This is a genomic window from Rhodococcus maanshanensis NBRC 100610 (assembly GCF_001894865.1).
In the GTDB taxonomy this organism is placed as follows: Bacteria; Actinomycetota; Actinomycetes; order Mycobacteriales; family Mycobacteriaceae; genus Rhodococcus_G; species Rhodococcus_G maanshanensis.
Genome location: NZ_BCXA01000070.1, coordinates 1 through 16,044 on the forward strand (window position 1 = coordinate 1; position 16,044 = coordinate 16,044).

The following is a 16,044-nucleotide window of genomic DNA, read 5'->3' on the forward strand; positions in this document are numbered from 1 at the left end:
CTCATGCTCGACATGTGGGAGCACGCCTTCTACCTCGACTACCAGAACGTCAAGGGCGACTACGTCAACGCCTTCTGGAACATCGTCAACTGGAACGACGTCTCCGCCCGCTTCGACCGCGCCCGCACCCAGACTGCAGGCCTCATCGCCTGAGCGGCTCCGGCGAGTGTGCAGCTACCGGGCCAAATGTCGGGTGGCGGCGGCCGTATCTGCACACTCGCCAGGGGTCGGATCCGCTACCGCCAGGTAACCTCTACAGCGATGTCCACGACAGCTGAAGAGTCCCCGGCCGCCGCCGTGCAGCCGCAGCCTCTGACCACCCAGACCCGCACCCTGACCGGCTGGGGGCGCACCGCGCCCACCACCGCCGAGGTGCTGTCCACGCCCGACGTCGAGGTGATCGCCAGCGCGGTCGCGCAGGTCGCCGAGCAGAACGAGGGCAAGCCCTCCTACCTGCGGCGCGGCGTCATCGCCCGCGGGCTCGGCCGGTCCTACGGCGACCCGGCGCAGAACGCGGGCGGCCTGGTCATCGACATGAATGCGCTGAACCGCATTCATCGCATCGATCGCGACACCGCCCTGGTGGACGTCGACGCCGGTGTGAACCTGGACCAGCTGATGAAGGCGGCCCTGCCGTTCGGCCTCTGGGTTCCGGTGCTGCCTGGCACCCGTCAGGTCACGATCGGCGGCGCCATCGGCTCCGACATCCACGGCAAGAACCACCACAGCGCCGGCAGCTTCGGCAACCACGTGGTGTCGCTGGACCTGCTGACCGCCGACGGCAAGGTCCGCACGCTCACACCCAAGGGCGGGCGCAACGATCCCAAGGCCGCGCTCTTCTGGGCGACGGTCGGCGGCATGGGCCTGACCGGCATCATCCTGCGCGCCACCATCAAGATGACGCCCACCGAGACCGCGTACTTCATCGCCGACGGTGACGTCACCAACAGCCTCGACGAGACCATCGCGCTGCACAGCGACGGCTCCGAGGCCAACTACGAGTACTCCAGCGCCTGGTTCGACGCGATCTCCGCGCCCCCGAAGCTGGGTCGCGCCGCCATCTCGCGCGGCTCGCTTGCGAAGCTCGATCAGCTTCCGGCGAAGCTGCAGAAGAACCCGCTCGCGTTCGACGCGCCGCAGCTGCTGACGTTCCCCGACGTCTTCCCGAACGGCCTGGCCAACAAGTTCAACTTCACCGCGATCGGCGAACTCTGGTTCCGCAAGTCCGGCACCTACCGCGGCAAGGTCCAGAATCTGACGCAGTTCTACCACCCGCTCGACATGTTCGGTGAGTGGAACCGCGCCTACGGTTCGAACGGATTCCTGCAGTACCAGTTCGTGGTGCCGCCGGAGGCGGTCGAGGAGTTCAAGAAGATCATCGTCGACATCCAGCGCTCCGGGCACTACTCGTTCCTCAACGTGTTCAAGCTGTTCGGCGAGGGCAACCAGGCCCCGCTGAGCTTCCCGATGGCCGGCTGGAACATCTGCGTGGACTTCCGGATCAAGCCGGGCCTCAACGAGTTCGTCACCGAGCTCGACAAGCGCGTGCTCGAGTTCGGCGGCCGGCTGTACACCGCCAAGGACTCGCGGACCACCGCCGAGACCTTCCATGCCATGTACCCGCGGATCGACGAGTGGATCGCGACCCGCCGGAAGTACGACCCCACAGGCGTTTTCGCCTCCGATATGTCCAGAAGGTTGGAACTGTGATCAACGCCGTGGGTAACCCCCAGACCCTGCTGCTCCTCGGCGGCACCTCCGAGATCGGCCTGGCCATCTGCGAGGAGTACCTGAAGAAGGCTCCGATGCGGGTGATCCTGGCCGCGCTGCCGGGTGATCCGGGCCGCGACGCCGCCGTCGCCCAGCTGAAGGCCAAGGGCGCCACCGAGATCGAGGTCATCGACTTCGACGCCGTGGACACCGAGTCGCACCCGAAGGTGATCGACGCGGCCTGGTCCAAGGGCGACGTCGACGTCGCCATCGTCGCGTTCGCACTGGACGGCGACGCCGAGGAGCTGTGGCAGAACCAGCGCAAGGCCGTGCTGGTGGCCAACGTCAACTACACCGCGGCGGTGTCGGTCGGTGTGCTCGTCGGCGAGAAGATGAAGGCGCAGGGCTTCGGCCGCATCATCGCGATGTCGTCGGTCGCCGGTGAGCGCGTCAAGCGCGCCAACTTCGTCTACGGCTCCACCAAGGCCGGCCTCGACGGCTTCTACCTCGGCCTCGGCGAGGCCCTCGCCCAGTTCGGACCGAAGGTCACGGTGGTCCGGCCCGGCATGGTGCGCACCCAGTTCAGCGCGCACGTCAAGGAAGCCCCGCTGACGGTCAACAAGGACATCGTCGCCACGCTCGCCGTCGCCGCGTCCGACAAGGGCAAGGAAATCGTCTGGACGCCGGGCCCCTGGCGCTTCGTGATGATGGCGCTGCGGCACGTGCCGCGGGCGATCTTCCGCAAGCTGCCGATCTAGCCCCGCGACTTCACGCCACGAATCGGCCCCACCACGTGCACAGTGGTGGGGCCGATTCGTCGTAGCGGGTGGACCCTCGACCCCAGTCGGGCCGGATCGGCCGGGCACCTCCCCGCAAAAAGATCTCCGGGAACCTGTCACACTCTCGCCGCCCCGTCCGTCAGTGCTGTGTAGACGCCAACCGATAGGGAGCAGCAGCCATGACGAACACCACCTCCATCTCACGGATGCCCAACCCCGGCGAGTTCGTGCCGGAACTGAAGGACATCAGCGCCGCCCTGTTCCGTGCCACGGGCAACCACTCGGTCCCCCGCGCCACGATGAGCCTGGTCCACCTGCGCGCCGGGCAGATCGTCGGCAACACCTACCTGACCATCCTGAACACCGGTTCCCTCCGCAAGGCCGGGGAATCCGAGGAGCGCATCACGGCCGTGTCGTCCTGGCAGGACGCCCCATACTTCACCGACGCCGAGCGCGCGGCGCTGGCCCTGGTCGAGGCGGTCCTCCAGCCCGCCCCGCAAGGCAAGGAGCGCGTCAGCGACGAGCTCTACGCGGAGGCGGCCAGGCACTACGACGAGAAGGCGCTGGCCACCCTCACCATCGCGATCGGCCAGATCAACTTCTTCATCGCCCTGGCCCTGATCGGCAAGCCTGCGCCTGTCGCCTCGCTGGCGGACGAGCAGTGGGACTGACCTGATCCTGCCGACCCCGCGCTGAGCGAGCGCGGCGCGGCGCTCATCCCGGCATGACCCGCCGCCATCCGCCGTTGCTCTCACAGGTCTGGTAGCTGCCGTCCGGGAGATAGATCTTGCTGCCGACGCTGTATTCCTTGCCGTCGTGAACACATACGGCCGCCTGCGTTCGAGCGGGAGAGCTCTGGACCTCCGCATGGGCGACCGAGGCGGTGGCGCCGATCGACCCAGCGGCGACGAGTAACGAGACGCCGAGTGTCTTTACGGTTCGAGTGATCATGTGTGGCTTTCCGTCGGTTTCGGGTCGGGGGACTAACACCAATATGGCGCCGGGCGGGCCGCATCAACAGGCACCCAAGGGTGCCGATTCGGCCACCCCGGGACCCGGGCAAGGGTCAGCGACGGTCGATCTGCGGCGCTCGCGTCCGGCTTCCCGACGGTTCACTAAGCTCAGTGTCCGTGACTGACGCTCCAGCAGCTCCGATCCCCGACACAGCACCGAGCACGTCCGCGGACCGCAGGGATCCGCTGCGGGCCGCGGTGTCCACCGCCGGGGAGATGGGGCTGGCGGCGGTCGTCGCGGCCGCCGTCGCCGCCGCCGGGCTGATCGCCTTCGGGCTGGTGGACTGGCCCGCGTTCAACTCCTCCAACGTCACCCAGGCACTGACCACGGTCGGTCAGGTCGTCACGCTGGCGGCCCTGGCGCTGTCGGTGTGGCTGCTGCGGGCCCGGCGCGCGGTGGTCGCGGCGAAGCTGCTGTCCTGGGGCGCCCTGTCCGGCTTCGTCACCGTCACCCTCGGGATGCCGCTGGCCGCGACGAAGCTGTACCTGCACGGCATCTCGGTGGACCAGGAGTTCCGCACCGAGTTCCTCACCCGGATGACGGACACGGCCCGGCTCGACGACATGACCTATGCGGACCTGCCCTCGTTCTACCCGGCGGGTTGGTTCTGGGTCGGTGGCCGGGTCGCGAATCTGCTCGGCATGGAGGGCTGGGAAGCGTTCAAGCCGTACGCGATCGCCTCCATCGCGGTGGCCGCCGTCGTGTCGCTGGTGTTGTGGTCGAAGCTCATCCGCGACCACGTGGCGGTGCTGGTCGCGACGGCCGTGACGGCGATCGCGCTTGCCTACGCCTCCCCCGAGCCGTACAGCGCGGTCCTCGTCGTGCTGCTGCCGCCGGTGCTGGTGCTCGCCTGGGGCGGGCTGTACCGACCGGGCCGGAGCGGCGCCGACGGCTGGGGCGCGATCGTCGGGACGGGCATCTTCCTCGGCATCGCCGCCACCTTCTACACCCTGTACCTGGGCTGGGCGGCGTTCGCGGTGACGCTGATGGCCGTGCTCGCCGCCGCGCTCGCGGTGCGCGCGAACGGGATGCGGGCGGCGCTGGACCCGCTGCTCCGACTCGCCGTGGCGGGGGTGATCGCCGGGCTCATCGCACTAATCGTGTGGCTGCCGTACCTGGACGCGATGCGCACCGGCGCGACGGCGAGCTCGGGCACGGCACTGCACTACCTGCCCGATGCCGGTGCCCGGCTGCCCCTGCCGATGTTCCACTTCTCTCTGATCGGCGGCCTGTGTCTGCTCGGCACGGTGTGGCTGGTCGGCCGCGCCGCCTCCTCCAGGCGCGCGCAGGCGCTCGGGATCGGCGTCGTCGCCGTGTACGCCTGGTGGCTGCTGTCGATGGCCGTGACGGCGATCGGCAACACCCTGCTGTCCTTCCGCCTCGAACCGGTGCTGTTGGTACTGCTAGGCGCCGCAGGCGTTTTCGGGTTCCTCGACTTTGCGCGCTGGACGATCCTGGCGACCAGCGAGAACCCGCGGGTCCGGGCCGCGATCGTCGCGATCGGCGCGCTGGGCGCGGTGGCGTTCGCACAGAACATCCCGCAGGTCCTCGCCTCGGAGATCACCACCGCGTACACCGACACCGACGGCAACGGCGAGCGGGGGGACAAGCGGCCGCCGGGCGCCGCCTCCTACTACGACGAGGTCGACGCGGCGATCACCGCACAGCGCCCGGGACCGCGCTCCGACACAGTTGTGCTCACAGCCGACACCAGCTTCCTCAGCTTCTACCCGTACTTCGGCTTCCAGGGGCTGACCTCGCACTACGCGAACCCGTTGGCGCAGTTCGACCGTCGCGCCGACGCGATCGCCGAATGGGCCGAGGCCGAGAGCCCCGACGCGCTGGTCCAGGCCATGGACGAAAGCCCGTGGCGCACACCGGATGTGTTCGTGTTCCGGAAGGGGTCGGACGGCTACACCCTGCGCCTGGCCGAGGACGTATACCCCAACGATCCGAACGTGCGCCGCTACACCGTGACCTTCCCGGAGAAGCTGTTCGACGACCCCCGGTTCACCACCACCGAGGTCGGACCGTTCGTGATCGTCACCCGGGTCGGCTGAACATGGCTGTCCCCCACACCGATTCGGCGTGGGGGACGGGTTCGATGCCGGGTCAGCCGCGGACGAGCGGCATGATCGCCCGCACCCGCAGATCGCGCAGGTACAGCCCGCCCCAGACCAGGAAGCCGAAGTAGATCGGGGCGAGGGTGGTGCTCAGGATGGGCTGCTCGGTGACCAGGTTCGTGGCCACGGCCCCGCCGAGGTAGCCGGTCAGCAGGACCGCGCCGAGGATCGACGTGACCGGCAGGACGTAGAGGGTGAGGCAGATCAGCAGCACCACGCCGAAGACCCTGTTCAGGCTCGGGTCGAACCCGAGCTCGGCCATCGCCGTGCGCACCTGCTCGACGTTCGCGATGTGGGTGAGCGAGTCGAAGAGGAAGAACACGACGACCAGTCCGCTGAGGACCAGGCCGGCGATCCGGGCCCGTCGAGAGGGGGCGGCGGCGACAGCGGCGCCCGGTGCGGTGGTCGTGGTGTGCGGCGTGGTGGTCATGGCGGGCTCCGATGCTGGATTGCTTCGTGCACGGCGCGCGAAGCGGTTGCCATATAGACCGGCGGCGGCCGCGAAACTCATCGCGCACGGGTCAATTATCCGCCGAACCAGGCCTGCGCATCGAGACGGAAGCCCTGACCAGCGGTGACGGTGCGCAGGCCCGACTCGAGCGCACGCAGCCGTTCCGGCCCGATCGTCGCAGCCCAGTCCGCCCGCAACCGGTCGAAGACGACCGCGGAGCGTCGCAGGCTGTCGAGCCCCCGTTCGGTGAGCACCACCCGCTTGCTGCGCGCGTCCGACGGGTCGCTCTCCCGCGCCACGTAGCCGAGGCCCTCGAGCCGATCGACCGTCTTGCCCGCCGCCTGTTTGGAGACGCCGAGCCGTCGCCCCAACTCGCTCGCGTTGGTCCCCTCGACCCCGATCGCCTGCATCGCGAATCCATAGGCGGGCCGCATGTCCGGATGCCCCTCCTCCGCCAGCCGGCGGTGCACCTCGTCGATCAGCGTCCGGAACCCGGCGAACAGCAACAGCGGCAGTTCGTAACCGGGGGTCTCGTCAACGGTCACGGCGCACCCCTTGCCGAATATCGACAACCATGTTTACTATATAGACAACCACATTGACGATACTACCGCGGAGAGGTTCGAGATGCCCTTCACCCATCACACCGCCCAGACCGCCCCCGCCGCCGTTCGCCCGACCATGGTGGCCATCGAGGGGAAGTTCGGCTTCCTGCCCGCCCCCGTGGCGCTCATGTCGGAATCGCCGGAGCTGCTGCAGGCCTTCACCCGCTCGAACACCCTGTTCGAGCGCGGCACGCTCACCGAGCTCGAACGCGAGGTGCTGGTGCTGACCATCGCGACGCGCAACGAGTGTCACGTCTGCGTCGCGCTGCACACCGCCTCACTCACCAGGGCCGCGGCACCGGAGGAGCTGGTCACGGCCCTACGCGCCCGGCAGCCGCTCCCCGAGCCGCGGCTCGAGGCCGTCCGCGTTTTCACGCTCGCGGTCCTGGACGCAGCCGGCGGCGTGAGCGAGGCGCAGATGCATGCGTTCCTCGACCACGGCTTCACGCGCCGCAACGCCCTCGAGGTGGTGCTGGGGGTCGGGACCTACACGCTGTCCACGTTCGCCAACCGGATGACCGACGCGCCCCTGGACGAGGCGTTCGCGCCGTTCGCATGGGAGGGCGCCGCGTAGCGCTTTCGCAAACTGCCCCCGCTGCCACACCAGTGATGTCATCATTGATGACAACATTGATGACAGCTGGCCCGTGAGTCCTTCTGGCCCCTGAGCGGACCAGAAGGACTCACGGCAGAAGGGGCACAACGAATGGTCGACGACGGTTCGCGCACGCGGTTGACGCCCGAGGTGATCGTGGACGCCGCCGTTCGGATCGCCGCGCGGGGCCGCCCGGACGGACTGACCGGGCGCGCGCTCGGCGAGGAGCTCGGGGTCGACCGGTCGGCGGTGTGGCGACACTTCGCCGACAAGGACGCGCTCCTGCGCGCGGTCGGCGACCGGCTGCTGACGATGGCGCACGAGCGCGTCCCCGCCGGACTCGGCCCGAAGCAGCGGATGGAACACCTCGCAGGCGCGGTGGTCGCGGTGTTCACCGAGCACCCCCACGTCGGCGCCGCGGTGGCCCCGCGCACCACCCGCGGCCCCGGCGAGTTCGCCCTTGTCGAGATGATGCTCACCGCGCTCGACGAGCTGGGGCTGGAACCCGCGGATGTGGTCCGCTACCAACGGATGCTGGCCGAGTCCGTGCTGTCGTACGCGGGGATGCGGGCGGGCTACGCGATGCTGCCGGACAAGCTGCGCGCGGGCGACGAACGCGCCTGGGCCCACGAGTACGTGGGCGCGGACCCGGCGAGGTATCCCGCGATCGCCGCACACGCCCCCGCGCTCGCCGAGCTGAGCCCGGACCTGGTGCTCGACACCCTGATCGAGGCGTTCTGGACGGCCGTCGACGCCAAGGCCAACGCCGCGGCCACGCGCGAGCGCACGGGCTGACCACGCCAGCACCGCGCCACCGACCCACCACCCCCGAGATCGAGGATCACCCACGCATGACCGAGCCCAGCACCACCACCGAGCCCGCCACCACCGTCGGCGAGGCCCCCGCCGCCGAGCCCGGGGCCCCGCGTAAGCGCTCCCGGCTGCGCACGGCCGCGATCGCCGTCCCGGTGGTCGCCGCGACTCTGGTGGCGGCGACCTACGCCGCCGCCGCGGTACTCGAGATCCCCGCGCCGCCGACCCTGGTCCGGCTGCTGACCGAGGCACCGTCGAAGCAGGGCGAGCTGTATCCCTCCCGCGCGGTGGCAGCATCGCCCGATCCCGCTCCGCTGCAGGCGAACCCGATCCCACTGCCCGAGACGGTGCCGTGGAAGGGCGAGCAGATCCCGGTCGCGCAGTTCCTCGAGACCACCCACACCAACGCCTTCCTGGTGCTCCGCGACGGCGCCCTCACCCACGAGTGGTACCGCGACGGTGTCGAGGCCACGACGCCGCTGTCGTCGTGGTCGATGGCCAAGTCGGTCGTCTCGCTGATGATCGGGCAGGCGATCGATGCGGGCAAGCTCCGCGAGGACGACCGGCTCGTCGACGTCCTGCCGGAGCTCGCGACCGGCGGCGAGTACGACACCGTGACGGTGCGGCACCTGCTGGACATGAGCGCGGGCGTCGACGTGTCCGAGAACTACAACCCGTACTGGCCGCTGACCGGCACGGCCCGGATGTACCTGACCCAGGACCTCGACGAATTCGTCGCCGACCACCGTGAGGTCACGTACACCCCTGGCAGCGAGGGCGACTACCGGAGCGTCGAGACCCAGCTCCTCGGACAGATACTGGCCCGGGTCGAGGGCAAGCCGCTCACCGAGCTGCTCGAGCGGAACCTGTGGGCGCCGATCGGCGCCGAGGACGACGCCACCTGGAATCTCGACCGGCCCGGCGGCCAGGAAAAGGCGTTCTGCTGCCTCAACGCGACCGCCCGCGACTACGCCAAGATCGGCCGGCTCGTCCTCGACGGTGGGCGCGCAGGTGACACCCAAGTCGTCCCGCCCGCGTGGATCGAACGCATCAGCACCCCTGCCCCGCACCGGGTCACGAACGAGAACTGGGGCTACTCCGCGCAGTGGTGGCACCCCACCCCCGACAGCCCGGACCTGTCCGCGCTCGGCGTCTACGGCCAGTACACCTATGTCGACCCGGCCACCGGCACCGTCATCGTCAAGCTCAGCGACCACGGCACCGAGCAGGACGAACAGGCGACGTTCGAGGTACTCCGGGCCATCGCCGGCTCCTAAGCTCGCGGATCCCGGCCGAGGAAGGCCAGCAGCCGCTCCCCCGGTCCCGCCCCCGCCGGGATCTCGACGGGGGCGGCGAAGCGGGCCGGACGGTCCGCATCGCTGACGAAAAGCGTTGCACAGGTGAGCAATTCCTCGGCGAGGTCCGGCGGGATCGGACGGTCGCGCCCGCAGGCCCTTGCGACGTCCCAGCCGTGCACGGCGATCTCCAGCGCACCGGCGGCGGGCACGATGCCCGCCGCCATCGAGACGCCACCGATCTGGATCCCCTCGGGATCGCCCGAGCGGGCCCACGACCCGAGCAGTCGACAGGCGCGATCACACAGCGCCGCAACGGGATCGGCTGCGGGATCGGGGCCGGCCGCGGCGGGCGCCAGCGCGATGTGGTGGTCCAGGGCGGCCTCCTGCAAGGTGCCGAGGGCATCGTTCATGTGAGCCAACAGCTCTCGCAGGTCCCACCCGCGGCAAGGGGTGGCACTGCCCATCGACTCCTCGGTCACGAGCTGCAGGCTGCCCACCGTGTAGGCGATCGAACGCTCCAGCAGCGCGACCGGGTCGGCCAACGGCCACGCCACCGTGGCGCCGGTCATGACCCGGCCGGCAGCGTCTCGGGCAGTCCGAACTTGCCGAACAGCGACACGTCGAAGAACACGGTCACATGGCCGATCCCGGACGGCCCCAGCGAGACCACCTGCAGCTGGAAGGCGGAGTACCCGCCATCGGGGTCCCGCATGTACATCGCGAACGCGGGCTGCCCGTTCGACACCGTAGGGATCAGCTTCATGTCCCCCGGACCCTGTGCGGGACAGTTGTTCTCGATCAGAGTGCGGATCGCGTCGGGACCCTGGTACCAGCCGACGAAGGGCGGCATCTCCCAGACGGCGTCCTGGGTGAACAGTTCCTTGAGCGCGGCCATGTCGTAGGTCTCGAAGGCTGCCATGTACCGGTCGAGCAGCTCGCGCTGATCCGGCGCGACCGGCTCCACGACGGCGTCCTCCGCGGGTGCGGCCTGATCGATCTGCGCCCGGGCCCGCTGCAGCGCGCTGTTCACGGCCGCTGTGCTGATACCGAGCAGCTCCCCCACCTCCGCGGCAGGCCAGGCCAGCACCTCGCGCAGGATCAGCACCGCCCGCTGCTTCGGCGGCAGGAACTGGAGCGCGGCGATCAGCGCCAGCCGGATGCTCTCGCGGGAGGTGGCGACCACCGCGGGGTCGCTGGCGGCGGTGCCGAGCAGGGCGTCGGGGATCGGCTCGAGCCAGGGCACCTCACCCTGCTCGACGAGCTCGCCTGCCGGGTCCGAGCTCGGCGCGCCGAGGCCGGTGGGCAGTGGGCGCTTGCCCTTGCTCTCCAGCGCGGTCAGGCAGGTGGTCGTCGCAATCCGGTACAGCCAGGTGCGCAGCGACGAGCGCCCCTCGAACTTCTCGTACGCGCGCCACGCCTTCAGGTACACCTCCTGCACCAGGTCCTCGGCGTCGTGCACCGAACCGGACATCCGGTAACAGTGCGCCAGCAGCTCGCGCCGATACGGCTCCGCCAGCGGAGCGAAGTCCTCCTGGACCGCGCTGTCGGTCATGGTCCCCACCTCTCGTTTTGTGCGTCGTCATCCATACAGACTCGCCAGCGGACAAAAACTCATCGCGATCCGGCGATGAGATTTCAGATCCGGACCGGTGCGTACCAGTGAACACCTTCCGAGACGGGAGGGTTCTCGCATTTGTCCGCAGGCGGCCGCAGATCGCCACTCGAAGTCCGGCATTGACACGATTAAGGCCGTAGCCTTAATGTGCCCTTGTGACCAGGACCACATCGCGCGAGGCCATGATCGATGCAGCCGAACAGATCGTCGCCGAAAGAGGAATGCCCGCACTGACGCTCAAGGACGTCCAGATCGCGGCGGGACAATCGAACAAGTCGGCGGCGAAGTACCACTTCGGGTCCCGGGAGGGACTGATCGAGGCCGTGGTCGAGGCGCGCGGGTCTGCCGTGAATGCACGGCGGCAGGCGCTACTCGACGAGATGGAAGGCCACGGAACCCCGCTGACCGCGCGGCAGGCCGTGGAGGCGATGGTGTGGCCGCTGGCCTCCGAGACGCTGAGCCGTCCCGGAAGCCGGTATGCCCGGTTCCTGGTCCAGGCGCTGTTCGACCCCGCACTGGCAGATCTGATCAAGCAACACCTGAGTTCGGAAAGCTACAGGCGCGTACATCAATTGATGGTCGACGCCTGCCTGGCACCACGCGAGACCGCGGAGTGGCGCGCCGTGAACGTCGTCGTGTTCAGCATTTCCGTTCTCGCCGCCTACGAGAGCAGCAACCGCACGTCAGACCAGAGAACGGCGATGGTCACCGATCTCATCGACAGCTGCGTCGCCATCCTCGAGACCTCATCGTCCACAGACACCGGAACCCAAGGAGTCAGTCCATGACCTATGCACTTCCCGTCACCGCCGTACCCACCCCAACCGATCCGCTCGCGGCCTACGGTCCACTCGTTGCTCCGAGAATGCCGGAAACCCAGGAAGAGCGTCCGTACGAACTGTTCACGCTCACGCCGCACACACCGACCATCGGTGCGGAGATCTCAGGGATCAGGCTGAGCGGCGACCTCTCCGATGAGGTGCTCACCGAGCTGCGACGCGCACTGCTGGAATGGAAGGTCCTGTTCTTCCGCGACCAGGACATCGATCGCAGCGAGCACCGAGACTTCGCGGCACGGTGGGGTGAGCTCGAGCAGCACCCGTTCTTCAAGTACACCCAGCCCGGCCAGAGCGACGCCGATGTGGCCACCCTGGCCAAGGACGCAATGTCGGTCGGAGTGGAGAACGTCTGGCACAACGACGTCACCTGGCACGAGTTCCCCTCGTATGCAGCGGTTCTGCGGGCCCTCGAGATCCCCTCCGTTGGCGGCGACACGCTGTGGGCGGACACCGGCGCCGCCTATGACCTGCTCCCGGAGGATATCCGGGCCCGGATCGACGGCCTCGAGGCCGAACACGACTGGATGCAATCGTTCGGGATCAGGATGCCGGAGGATGCGGTGGCGCAGCTTCGCCCGCACTTTCCGCCGGTCACCCATCCCGTGGTGCGGGTGATCCCCGAGTCGGGCCGGCGCGTGCTGTTCGTCAATTCCGCCTTCACACAGCGGATTCTGGGCGTCTCGGAGGATGAGTCGAACGAACTCCTCCGGCTTCTGTACCGACACGTCCAGCGTCCCGAGTTCCAGGTGCGTCTGCGGTGGCAGAAGGACACGATCGCCTTCTGGGACAACCGATCCTGCCAGCACTACGCCGCAAGCGACTACTTCCCGGCTCGCCGGGTCATGGAGCGTATCTCGATCGTCGGCGACACCCCCGTTGGCGTGTCCGGCGCGAGCGATCGGATGTGAACAGATGGAGTCACAAGTCGTATCCATGAGCAGGGGCCGCATCGTCACGGTGCTCGCCTTCATCATCCTGCTGTCGGAAATCGCCACATTCGAGATCCTCATGGTTCTCCCGGCGTTGCCACACATGGCACCCGCATTCCAGACCCTGAACATCGCGTGGGTCGTCTCGATCGTGACGCTCGCGGGAGGCACCATGATGCCGCTCGTCGGCAAGGCCTCGGACAAATGGGGCAAGAAGCGGGTGATTCTCTCGCTTGCCGTGTTCTTCATCGCGGGAAGTGTGCTGTGTGCGGTGGCGACGTCGTTCGCCATGTTGATGGCCGGACGGATCTTGCAGGGCTCCTTGATGGGGATCGTCACGATCTCGTATGGCTTGATCCGCGACATCATTCCGCGCGACGTCGTGCCGATCGCGCTCGGCGCCGCGGTCACAGGGATCGGGATGTCGGCGATCGCGAGTCCGTTCATCGCCGGCTGGCTCATCGACCACACCGGGTACCAGGGAATCTTCTGGTTCATGGCGGCCTACGTGGCCGTCCTGATCCCCTTCTATGCACTGATCGTTCCGGAGAGCCCGGTCCGCGTCGACCGGCCGCTGGACTACCTCGGGGTCGTCCTGCTCGGTCCGGGGATCGGCATCATGCTCGTCGGCATCACCAGGGGCGCCCGAGCCGGGTGGACCGATGCCCTGACCCTCGCCGCACTCATCGGCGGCGCGGCGATGCTGGTGGGATTCGTTGTGTGGCAACGCTTTGCACCCAGCCCCCTGATCGACCTCAACGTCTTGTTCGGCAGAAGGTTCGGTCCGACCGTGCTCGCAGTGGCCTGTATCGCCTACATGATGAGCGCCCATTCTCTGCTGATCCCGACCATGTTGCAGACCCCCTCGGGCCTGCCGGGGATCAGCTACGGTTCCGGCCTGTCCGCGATGCAATTCGCGATCTGGACCTGCCCGCTCGGCATCGCGTCGATGTTCGCGGGTCCGCTCGGCGGAATCATCTCCAAGCGAATCGGTGCACGATATGTGCTGGTGACCGCGGCCCTGTTGTTCCTGGTCGTGATGTTCATGGGTTCGCGTCTGTTCACGATCCAGTGGCAGGTCGCGGTCATGAGTTCCATCATGGGTTTCGCCGTCGGATTCCTGCACTCGTCGAATGCGAACCTGATTCAGGACGCGCTGCCTGCCTCGCAGGGCGGCATCGGCAACGCGATCAGCGGCATGGGTTCGCTGTTGGCAGGCGGGATCGCGACCACCCTGACCGGGGTGGTGATGTCACGCCACGTACTCGCGGTGAACCCGCAGACGCACGCCGTGTTGTACGCCGACACCGCGATCACTCGCGGCTACCTGTACGCCGCCATCGTCGGCGTCGTCGGCCTAGCCGTCGCGCTGATCATGCGGCACGGTCGCACTCCTGCGCAGGGCGGTTTGCGGCAAGACACCGCGCCGGACGCCATCGGTGGCGTCGAACCCGTCAGCCTTGCCCCGACCACTCCGTGACGACCGGTCACGCGTCATTCTCCGGCTGAGCAACCGCAATCCGTCGTTGCGCTTCACCGTGCCGGACCACTGCACACCTTCTAAACGTGCGAATACTCCTGAAGGACAAGCCATGTCACTCAACCTCGCGGATCTCACCGAAGCGCTCATCGATGGGGTTCCAGACAAGATCGCACTCGTGTGCGGCGACGACACCCGGACGTTCATCGAGTTCGATGCCGGCGCGAATCAGATCGCACACCACCTCGCCGCTCAGGGAATCCAGCCCGGCGCACACGTCGGACTCCACGCCCGCAACAGCATCGAGTACGTCGAGTCGCTACTCGGCTGCCTGAAGGTGCGCGCTGTCCCGGTCAACGTCAACTACCGCTACATCGACGCCGAGCTGACGTACCTCTACAACAACGCACAACTGGCCGCCGTGGTCGCGGACGGCGAGTTCAGCGACGTCATCGCCGACGTGCTGCCCAAGTGCCCCACGCTGCAACACATCGTGCTCATCGGCGAGGCCGCCGGACCCGCCCTCTCGGCCGCCGCTGCGGCGGCGGGTGTTTCGGTGGTCGACTTCCACACGGCCGTCGCCGAACAGTCACCAGGGCGAGACTTCCCCGAACGCAGCAGCGACGACCGCTACATCATCTACACCGGCGGCACCACCGGCATGCCCAAGGGCGTCATGTGGCGTCACGAGGACTTCTACTTCGCCGCTCTGAGCGGGGGCAACCTCATGGGGGCACCGTTTCTGTCCGGTGCCGAACTGGCGGCCGCCGCGGCAGCCAACGCGGACCCGCTGTCCTACCTGCTCACCGCGCCGCTCATGCACGGCGCAGCGTCCTACTCGCTGTTCACCTGCATGTTCATGGGCTCCAAGCATGTGCTCATGCCCAAGTTCGAGCCCGTCGAGGCGCTCAGGCTCATCGAGAAGCACAAGCTCCGCTGCGTTCAGCTCGTCGGCGACGCGATCGCAAGGCCGCTCGCCGATGCCATCGCCGAGAACCGTGACCGCTTCGATCTCAGCTCGCTGTGGGCCATCGGCTCAGGCGGAGCGCTCTGGTCGGCCAGCGTGCGCGAACAACTGCAGGAGCTTCTTCCGAATGTGGTATTGCGCAACGGTTTCGGGTCATCCGAGTCCGGCAACGACGGCGAGCTCAAGGCGAGCGAGGACGGGCTGCTGCGGATGGCGCCGTCGCCGAAGGTGCGCGTCGTCGACGCCGACTTCGCGACGATCGTTCCCGGCTCGGACGAGATCGGCTACCTCGCCCGCGTCGGGCACGTCCCGATCGGGTACTTCGGCGATCCGGAGAAGACCGCAGCGACGTTCCCGGTGGTCGACGGTGTCCGCCTGTCCGTGCTCGGTGACCTCGCCCGCGTCGAGGAGGACGGTTCGATCGTCGTCCTCGGCCGCGGCTCCTCGTGCATCAACACCGGCGGCGAGAAGGTGTACGCCGAGGAGGTCGAGGAGGCGATCAAGGCCCATCCCGACGTGCTCGACGCGGTCGTCGCCGGGATCCCCGATCCGACCTATGGCCAGCGGGTCTCGGCGGTGATCCAGGCCCGCAACGGGGTCGACGCACCCGGCCGTGACGATCTCATCGCGCACTGCCGCGCACACATCGCCGGCTACAAGGTGCCGCGCACCGTGGTGGTGGTCCCCGAAATCGTCCGCTCGCCGAGCGGAAAGGCGGACTACCGCTGGGCGAAGGCAACTCTCGAAGCCGCTGGTTGACCACTCGGAGCGCATCCGACATCGATTCCCCCTATTTCTGAGGAATGTTCATGACCATTGGAATGAC

Annotated in this window: 17 protein-coding genes; 12 read left to right on the forward strand and 5 right to left on the reverse strand. The window is 68.1% G+C overall.

The genetic code is table 11. The features are described 5' to 3' along the window. The 4 genes from RM1_RS25225 to RM1_RS25240 all read left to right on the forward strand — a co-directional run. A partial coding sequence (locus tag RM1_RS25225) for a Fe-Mn family superoxide dismutase (RefSeq protein ID WP_218019748.1) occupies positions 1-153 on the forward strand: 153 nt, incomplete at its 5' end. A gap of 108 nt (positions 154-261) precedes the next feature. Next, entirely contained in the window at positions 262-1,710 is a 1,449-nt protein-coding gene (dprE1, locus tag RM1_RS25230) for a decaprenylphosphoryl-beta-D-ribose oxidase (RefSeq protein ID WP_072754346.1), read from the forward strand. Beyond that, a complete protein-coding gene (dprE2, locus tag RM1_RS25235; RefSeq protein WP_072754347.1) occupies positions 1,707-2,468 on the forward strand; it encodes a decaprenylphospho-beta-D-erythro-pentofuranosid-2-ulose 2-reductase in 762 nt (253 codons plus the stop codon). Before dprE1 ends, dprE2 begins: the two co-directional genes overlap by 4 nt. Before the next feature lie 200 nt (positions 2,469-2,668). Beyond that, positions 2,669-3,160: a carboxymuconolactone decarboxylase family protein gene (locus tag RM1_RS25240; protein WP_143187346.1), complete on the forward strand. Its 492-nt coding sequence runs from the start codon at positions 2,669-2,671 to the stop codon at positions 3,158-3,160. A gap of 43 nt (positions 3,161-3,203) precedes the next feature. Here the strand turns inward: RM1_RS25240 and RM1_RS25245 are convergent, their stop codons facing one another. After that, positions 3,204-3,440: a hypothetical protein gene (locus tag RM1_RS25245; RefSeq protein ID WP_072754348.1), complete on the reverse strand. Its 237-nt coding sequence runs from the start codon at positions 3,438-3,440 to the stop codon at positions 3,204-3,206. A gap of 278 nt (positions 3,441-3,718) precedes the next feature. Here RM1_RS25245 and RM1_RS25250 point away from each other — a divergent pair, with 278 nt between their 5' ends. Continuing rightward, positions 3,719-5,563 (forward strand): galactan 5-O-arabinofuranosyltransferase, encoded by a 1,845-nt coding sequence (locus RM1_RS25250; RefSeq protein ID WP_072754357.1) that lies wholly within the window; start codon positions 3,719-3,721, stop codon positions 5,561-5,563. Between the two features lie 52 nt (positions 5,564-5,615). On the opposite strand, the gene RM1_RS25255 is transcribed toward RM1_RS25250, so the two are convergent. Together RM1_RS25255 and RM1_RS25260 are read right to left on the reverse strand one after the other, a co-directional pair. After that, complete coding sequence (locus RM1_RS25255) at positions 5,616-6,056, reverse strand: DoxX family protein (RefSeq protein ID WP_072754349.1); 441 nt, start codon at positions 6,054-6,056, stop codon at positions 5,616-5,618. A gap of 95 nt (positions 6,057-6,151) precedes the next feature. Then, entirely contained in the window at positions 6,152-6,622 is a 471-nt protein-coding gene (locus RM1_RS25260) for a MarR family winged helix-turn-helix transcriptional regulator (RefSeq protein ID WP_072754350.1), read from the reverse strand. Between the two features lie 82 nt (positions 6,623-6,704). Here RM1_RS25260 and RM1_RS25265 point away from each other — a divergent pair, with 82 nt between their 5' ends. The 3 genes from RM1_RS25265 (at position 6,705) to RM1_RS25275 (ending at position 9,367) form a co-directional block, all read left to right on the forward strand. Next, positions 6,705-7,256 carry a carboxymuconolactone decarboxylase family protein gene (locus RM1_RS25265; RefSeq protein WP_245816618.1) on the forward strand — a complete coding sequence of 184 codons (552 nt, stop codon included), beginning with the start codon at positions 6,705-6,707 and terminating at the stop codon, positions 7,254-7,256. A 132-nt stretch (positions 7,257-7,388) separates the two neighbouring features. Continuing rightward, a complete protein-coding gene (locus RM1_RS25270; RefSeq protein WP_072754351.1) occupies positions 7,389-8,072 on the forward strand; it encodes a TetR/AcrR family transcriptional regulator in 684 nt (227 codons plus the stop codon). Positions 8,073-8,128: 56 nt separating this feature from the next. After that, the gene (locus RM1_RS25275; RefSeq protein ID WP_083576951.1) at positions 8,129-9,367 is read left to right on the forward strand and encodes a serine hydrolase domain-containing protein; all 1,239 of its coding nucleotides are present in this window, start codon (positions 8,129-8,131) and stop codon (positions 9,365-9,367) included. On the opposite strand, the gene RM1_RS25280 is transcribed toward RM1_RS25275, so the two are convergent. Continuing rightward, positions 9,364-9,957 carry a TIGR03086 family metal-binding protein gene (locus RM1_RS25280; protein WP_072754352.1) on the reverse strand — a complete coding sequence of 198 codons (594 nt, stop codon included), beginning with the start codon at positions 9,955-9,957 and terminating at the stop codon, positions 9,364-9,366. The two genes, RM1_RS25275 and RM1_RS25280, sit on opposite strands and share 4 nt — an antisense overlap. After that, a complete protein-coding gene (locus tag RM1_RS25285) occupies positions 9,954-10,940 on the reverse strand; it encodes a sigma-70 family RNA polymerase sigma factor (protein ID WP_072754353.1) in 987 nt (328 codons plus the stop codon). Before RM1_RS25285 ends, RM1_RS25280 begins: the two co-directional genes overlap by 4 nt. 218 nt (positions 10,941-11,158) lie before the next feature. Between RM1_RS25285 and RM1_RS25290 the strand changes: the two genes are divergently transcribed. From RM1_RS25290 to RM1_RS25305, 4 genes are all read left to right on the forward strand, one after another. Next, positions 11,159-11,791, forward strand: coding sequence for a TetR/AcrR family transcriptional regulator (locus RM1_RS25290; RefSeq protein ID WP_343286945.1), 633 nt, complete (start codon positions 11,159-11,161; stop codon positions 11,789-11,791). Further along, a complete protein-coding gene (locus tag RM1_RS25295; RefSeq protein ID WP_072754354.1) occupies positions 11,788-12,750 on the forward strand; it encodes a TauD/TfdA dioxygenase family protein in 963 nt (320 codons plus the stop codon). Before RM1_RS25290 ends, RM1_RS25295 begins: the two co-directional genes overlap by 4 nt. Positions 12,751-12,754: 4 nt before the next feature. Next, positions 12,755-14,251 carry an MFS transporter gene (locus tag RM1_RS25300; protein ID WP_072754355.1) on the forward strand — a complete coding sequence of 499 codons (1,497 nt, stop codon included), beginning with the start codon at positions 12,755-12,757 and terminating at the stop codon, positions 14,249-14,251. Positions 14,252-14,363: 112 nt separating this feature from the next. Beyond that, positions 14,364-15,977, forward strand: coding sequence for an acyl-CoA synthetase (locus RM1_RS25305; protein WP_072754356.1), 1,614 nt, complete (start codon positions 14,364-14,366; stop codon positions 15,975-15,977). The last annotated feature ends 67 nt before the right edge of the window (positions 15,978-16,044 follow it).

Excerpts from the sequence above, each read along its gene's own strand:
- dprE1 (WP_072754346.1), top strand. The coding sequence starts at position 262 with ATGTCCACGACAGCTGAAGAGTCCCCGGCCGCCGCCGTGCAGCCGCAG.
- RM1_RS25240 (WP_143187346.1), top strand. The coding sequence starts at position 2,669 with ATGACGAACACCACCTCCATCTCACGGATGCCCAACCCCGGCGAGTTC.
- RM1_RS25245 (WP_072754348.1), bottom strand. The coding sequence starts at position 3,440 with ATGATCACTCGAACCGTAAAGACACTCGGCGTCTCGTTACTCGTCGCC.
- RM1_RS25250 (WP_072754357.1), top strand. The coding sequence starts at position 3,719 with ATGGGGCTGGCGGCGGTCGTCGCGGCCGCCGTCGCCGCCGCCGGGCTG.
- RM1_RS25255 (WP_072754349.1), bottom strand. The coding sequence starts at position 6,056 with ATGACCACCACGCCGCACACCACGACCACCGCACCGGGCGCCGCTGTC.
- RM1_RS25265 (WP_245816618.1), top strand. The coding sequence starts at position 6,705 with ATGCCCTTCACCCATCACACCGCCCAGACCGCCCCCGCCGCCGTTCGC.
- RM1_RS25270 (WP_072754351.1), top strand. The coding sequence starts at position 7,389 with ATGGTCGACGACGGTTCGCGCACGCGGTTGACGCCCGAGGTGATCGTG.
- RM1_RS25275 (WP_083576951.1), top strand. The coding sequence starts at position 8,129 with ATGACCGAGCCCAGCACCACCACCGAGCCCGCCACCACCGTCGGCGAG.
- RM1_RS25280 (WP_072754352.1), bottom strand. The coding sequence starts at position 9,957 with ATGACCGGCGCCACGGTGGCGTGGCCGTTGGCCGACCCGGTCGCGCTG.
- RM1_RS25285 (WP_072754353.1), bottom strand. The coding sequence starts at position 10,940 with ATGACCGACAGCGCGGTCCAGGAGGACTTCGCTCCGCTGGCGGAGCCG.
- RM1_RS25295 (WP_072754354.1), top strand. The coding sequence starts at position 11,788 with ATGACCTATGCACTTCCCGTCACCGCCGTACCCACCCCAACCGATCCG.
- RM1_RS25300 (WP_072754355.1), top strand. The coding sequence starts at position 12,755 with ATGGAGTCACAAGTCGTATCCATGAGCAGGGGCCGCATCGTCACGGTG.
- RM1_RS25305 (WP_072754356.1), top strand. The coding sequence starts at position 14,364 with ATGTCACTCAACCTCGCGGATCTCACCGAAGCGCTCATCGATGGGGTT.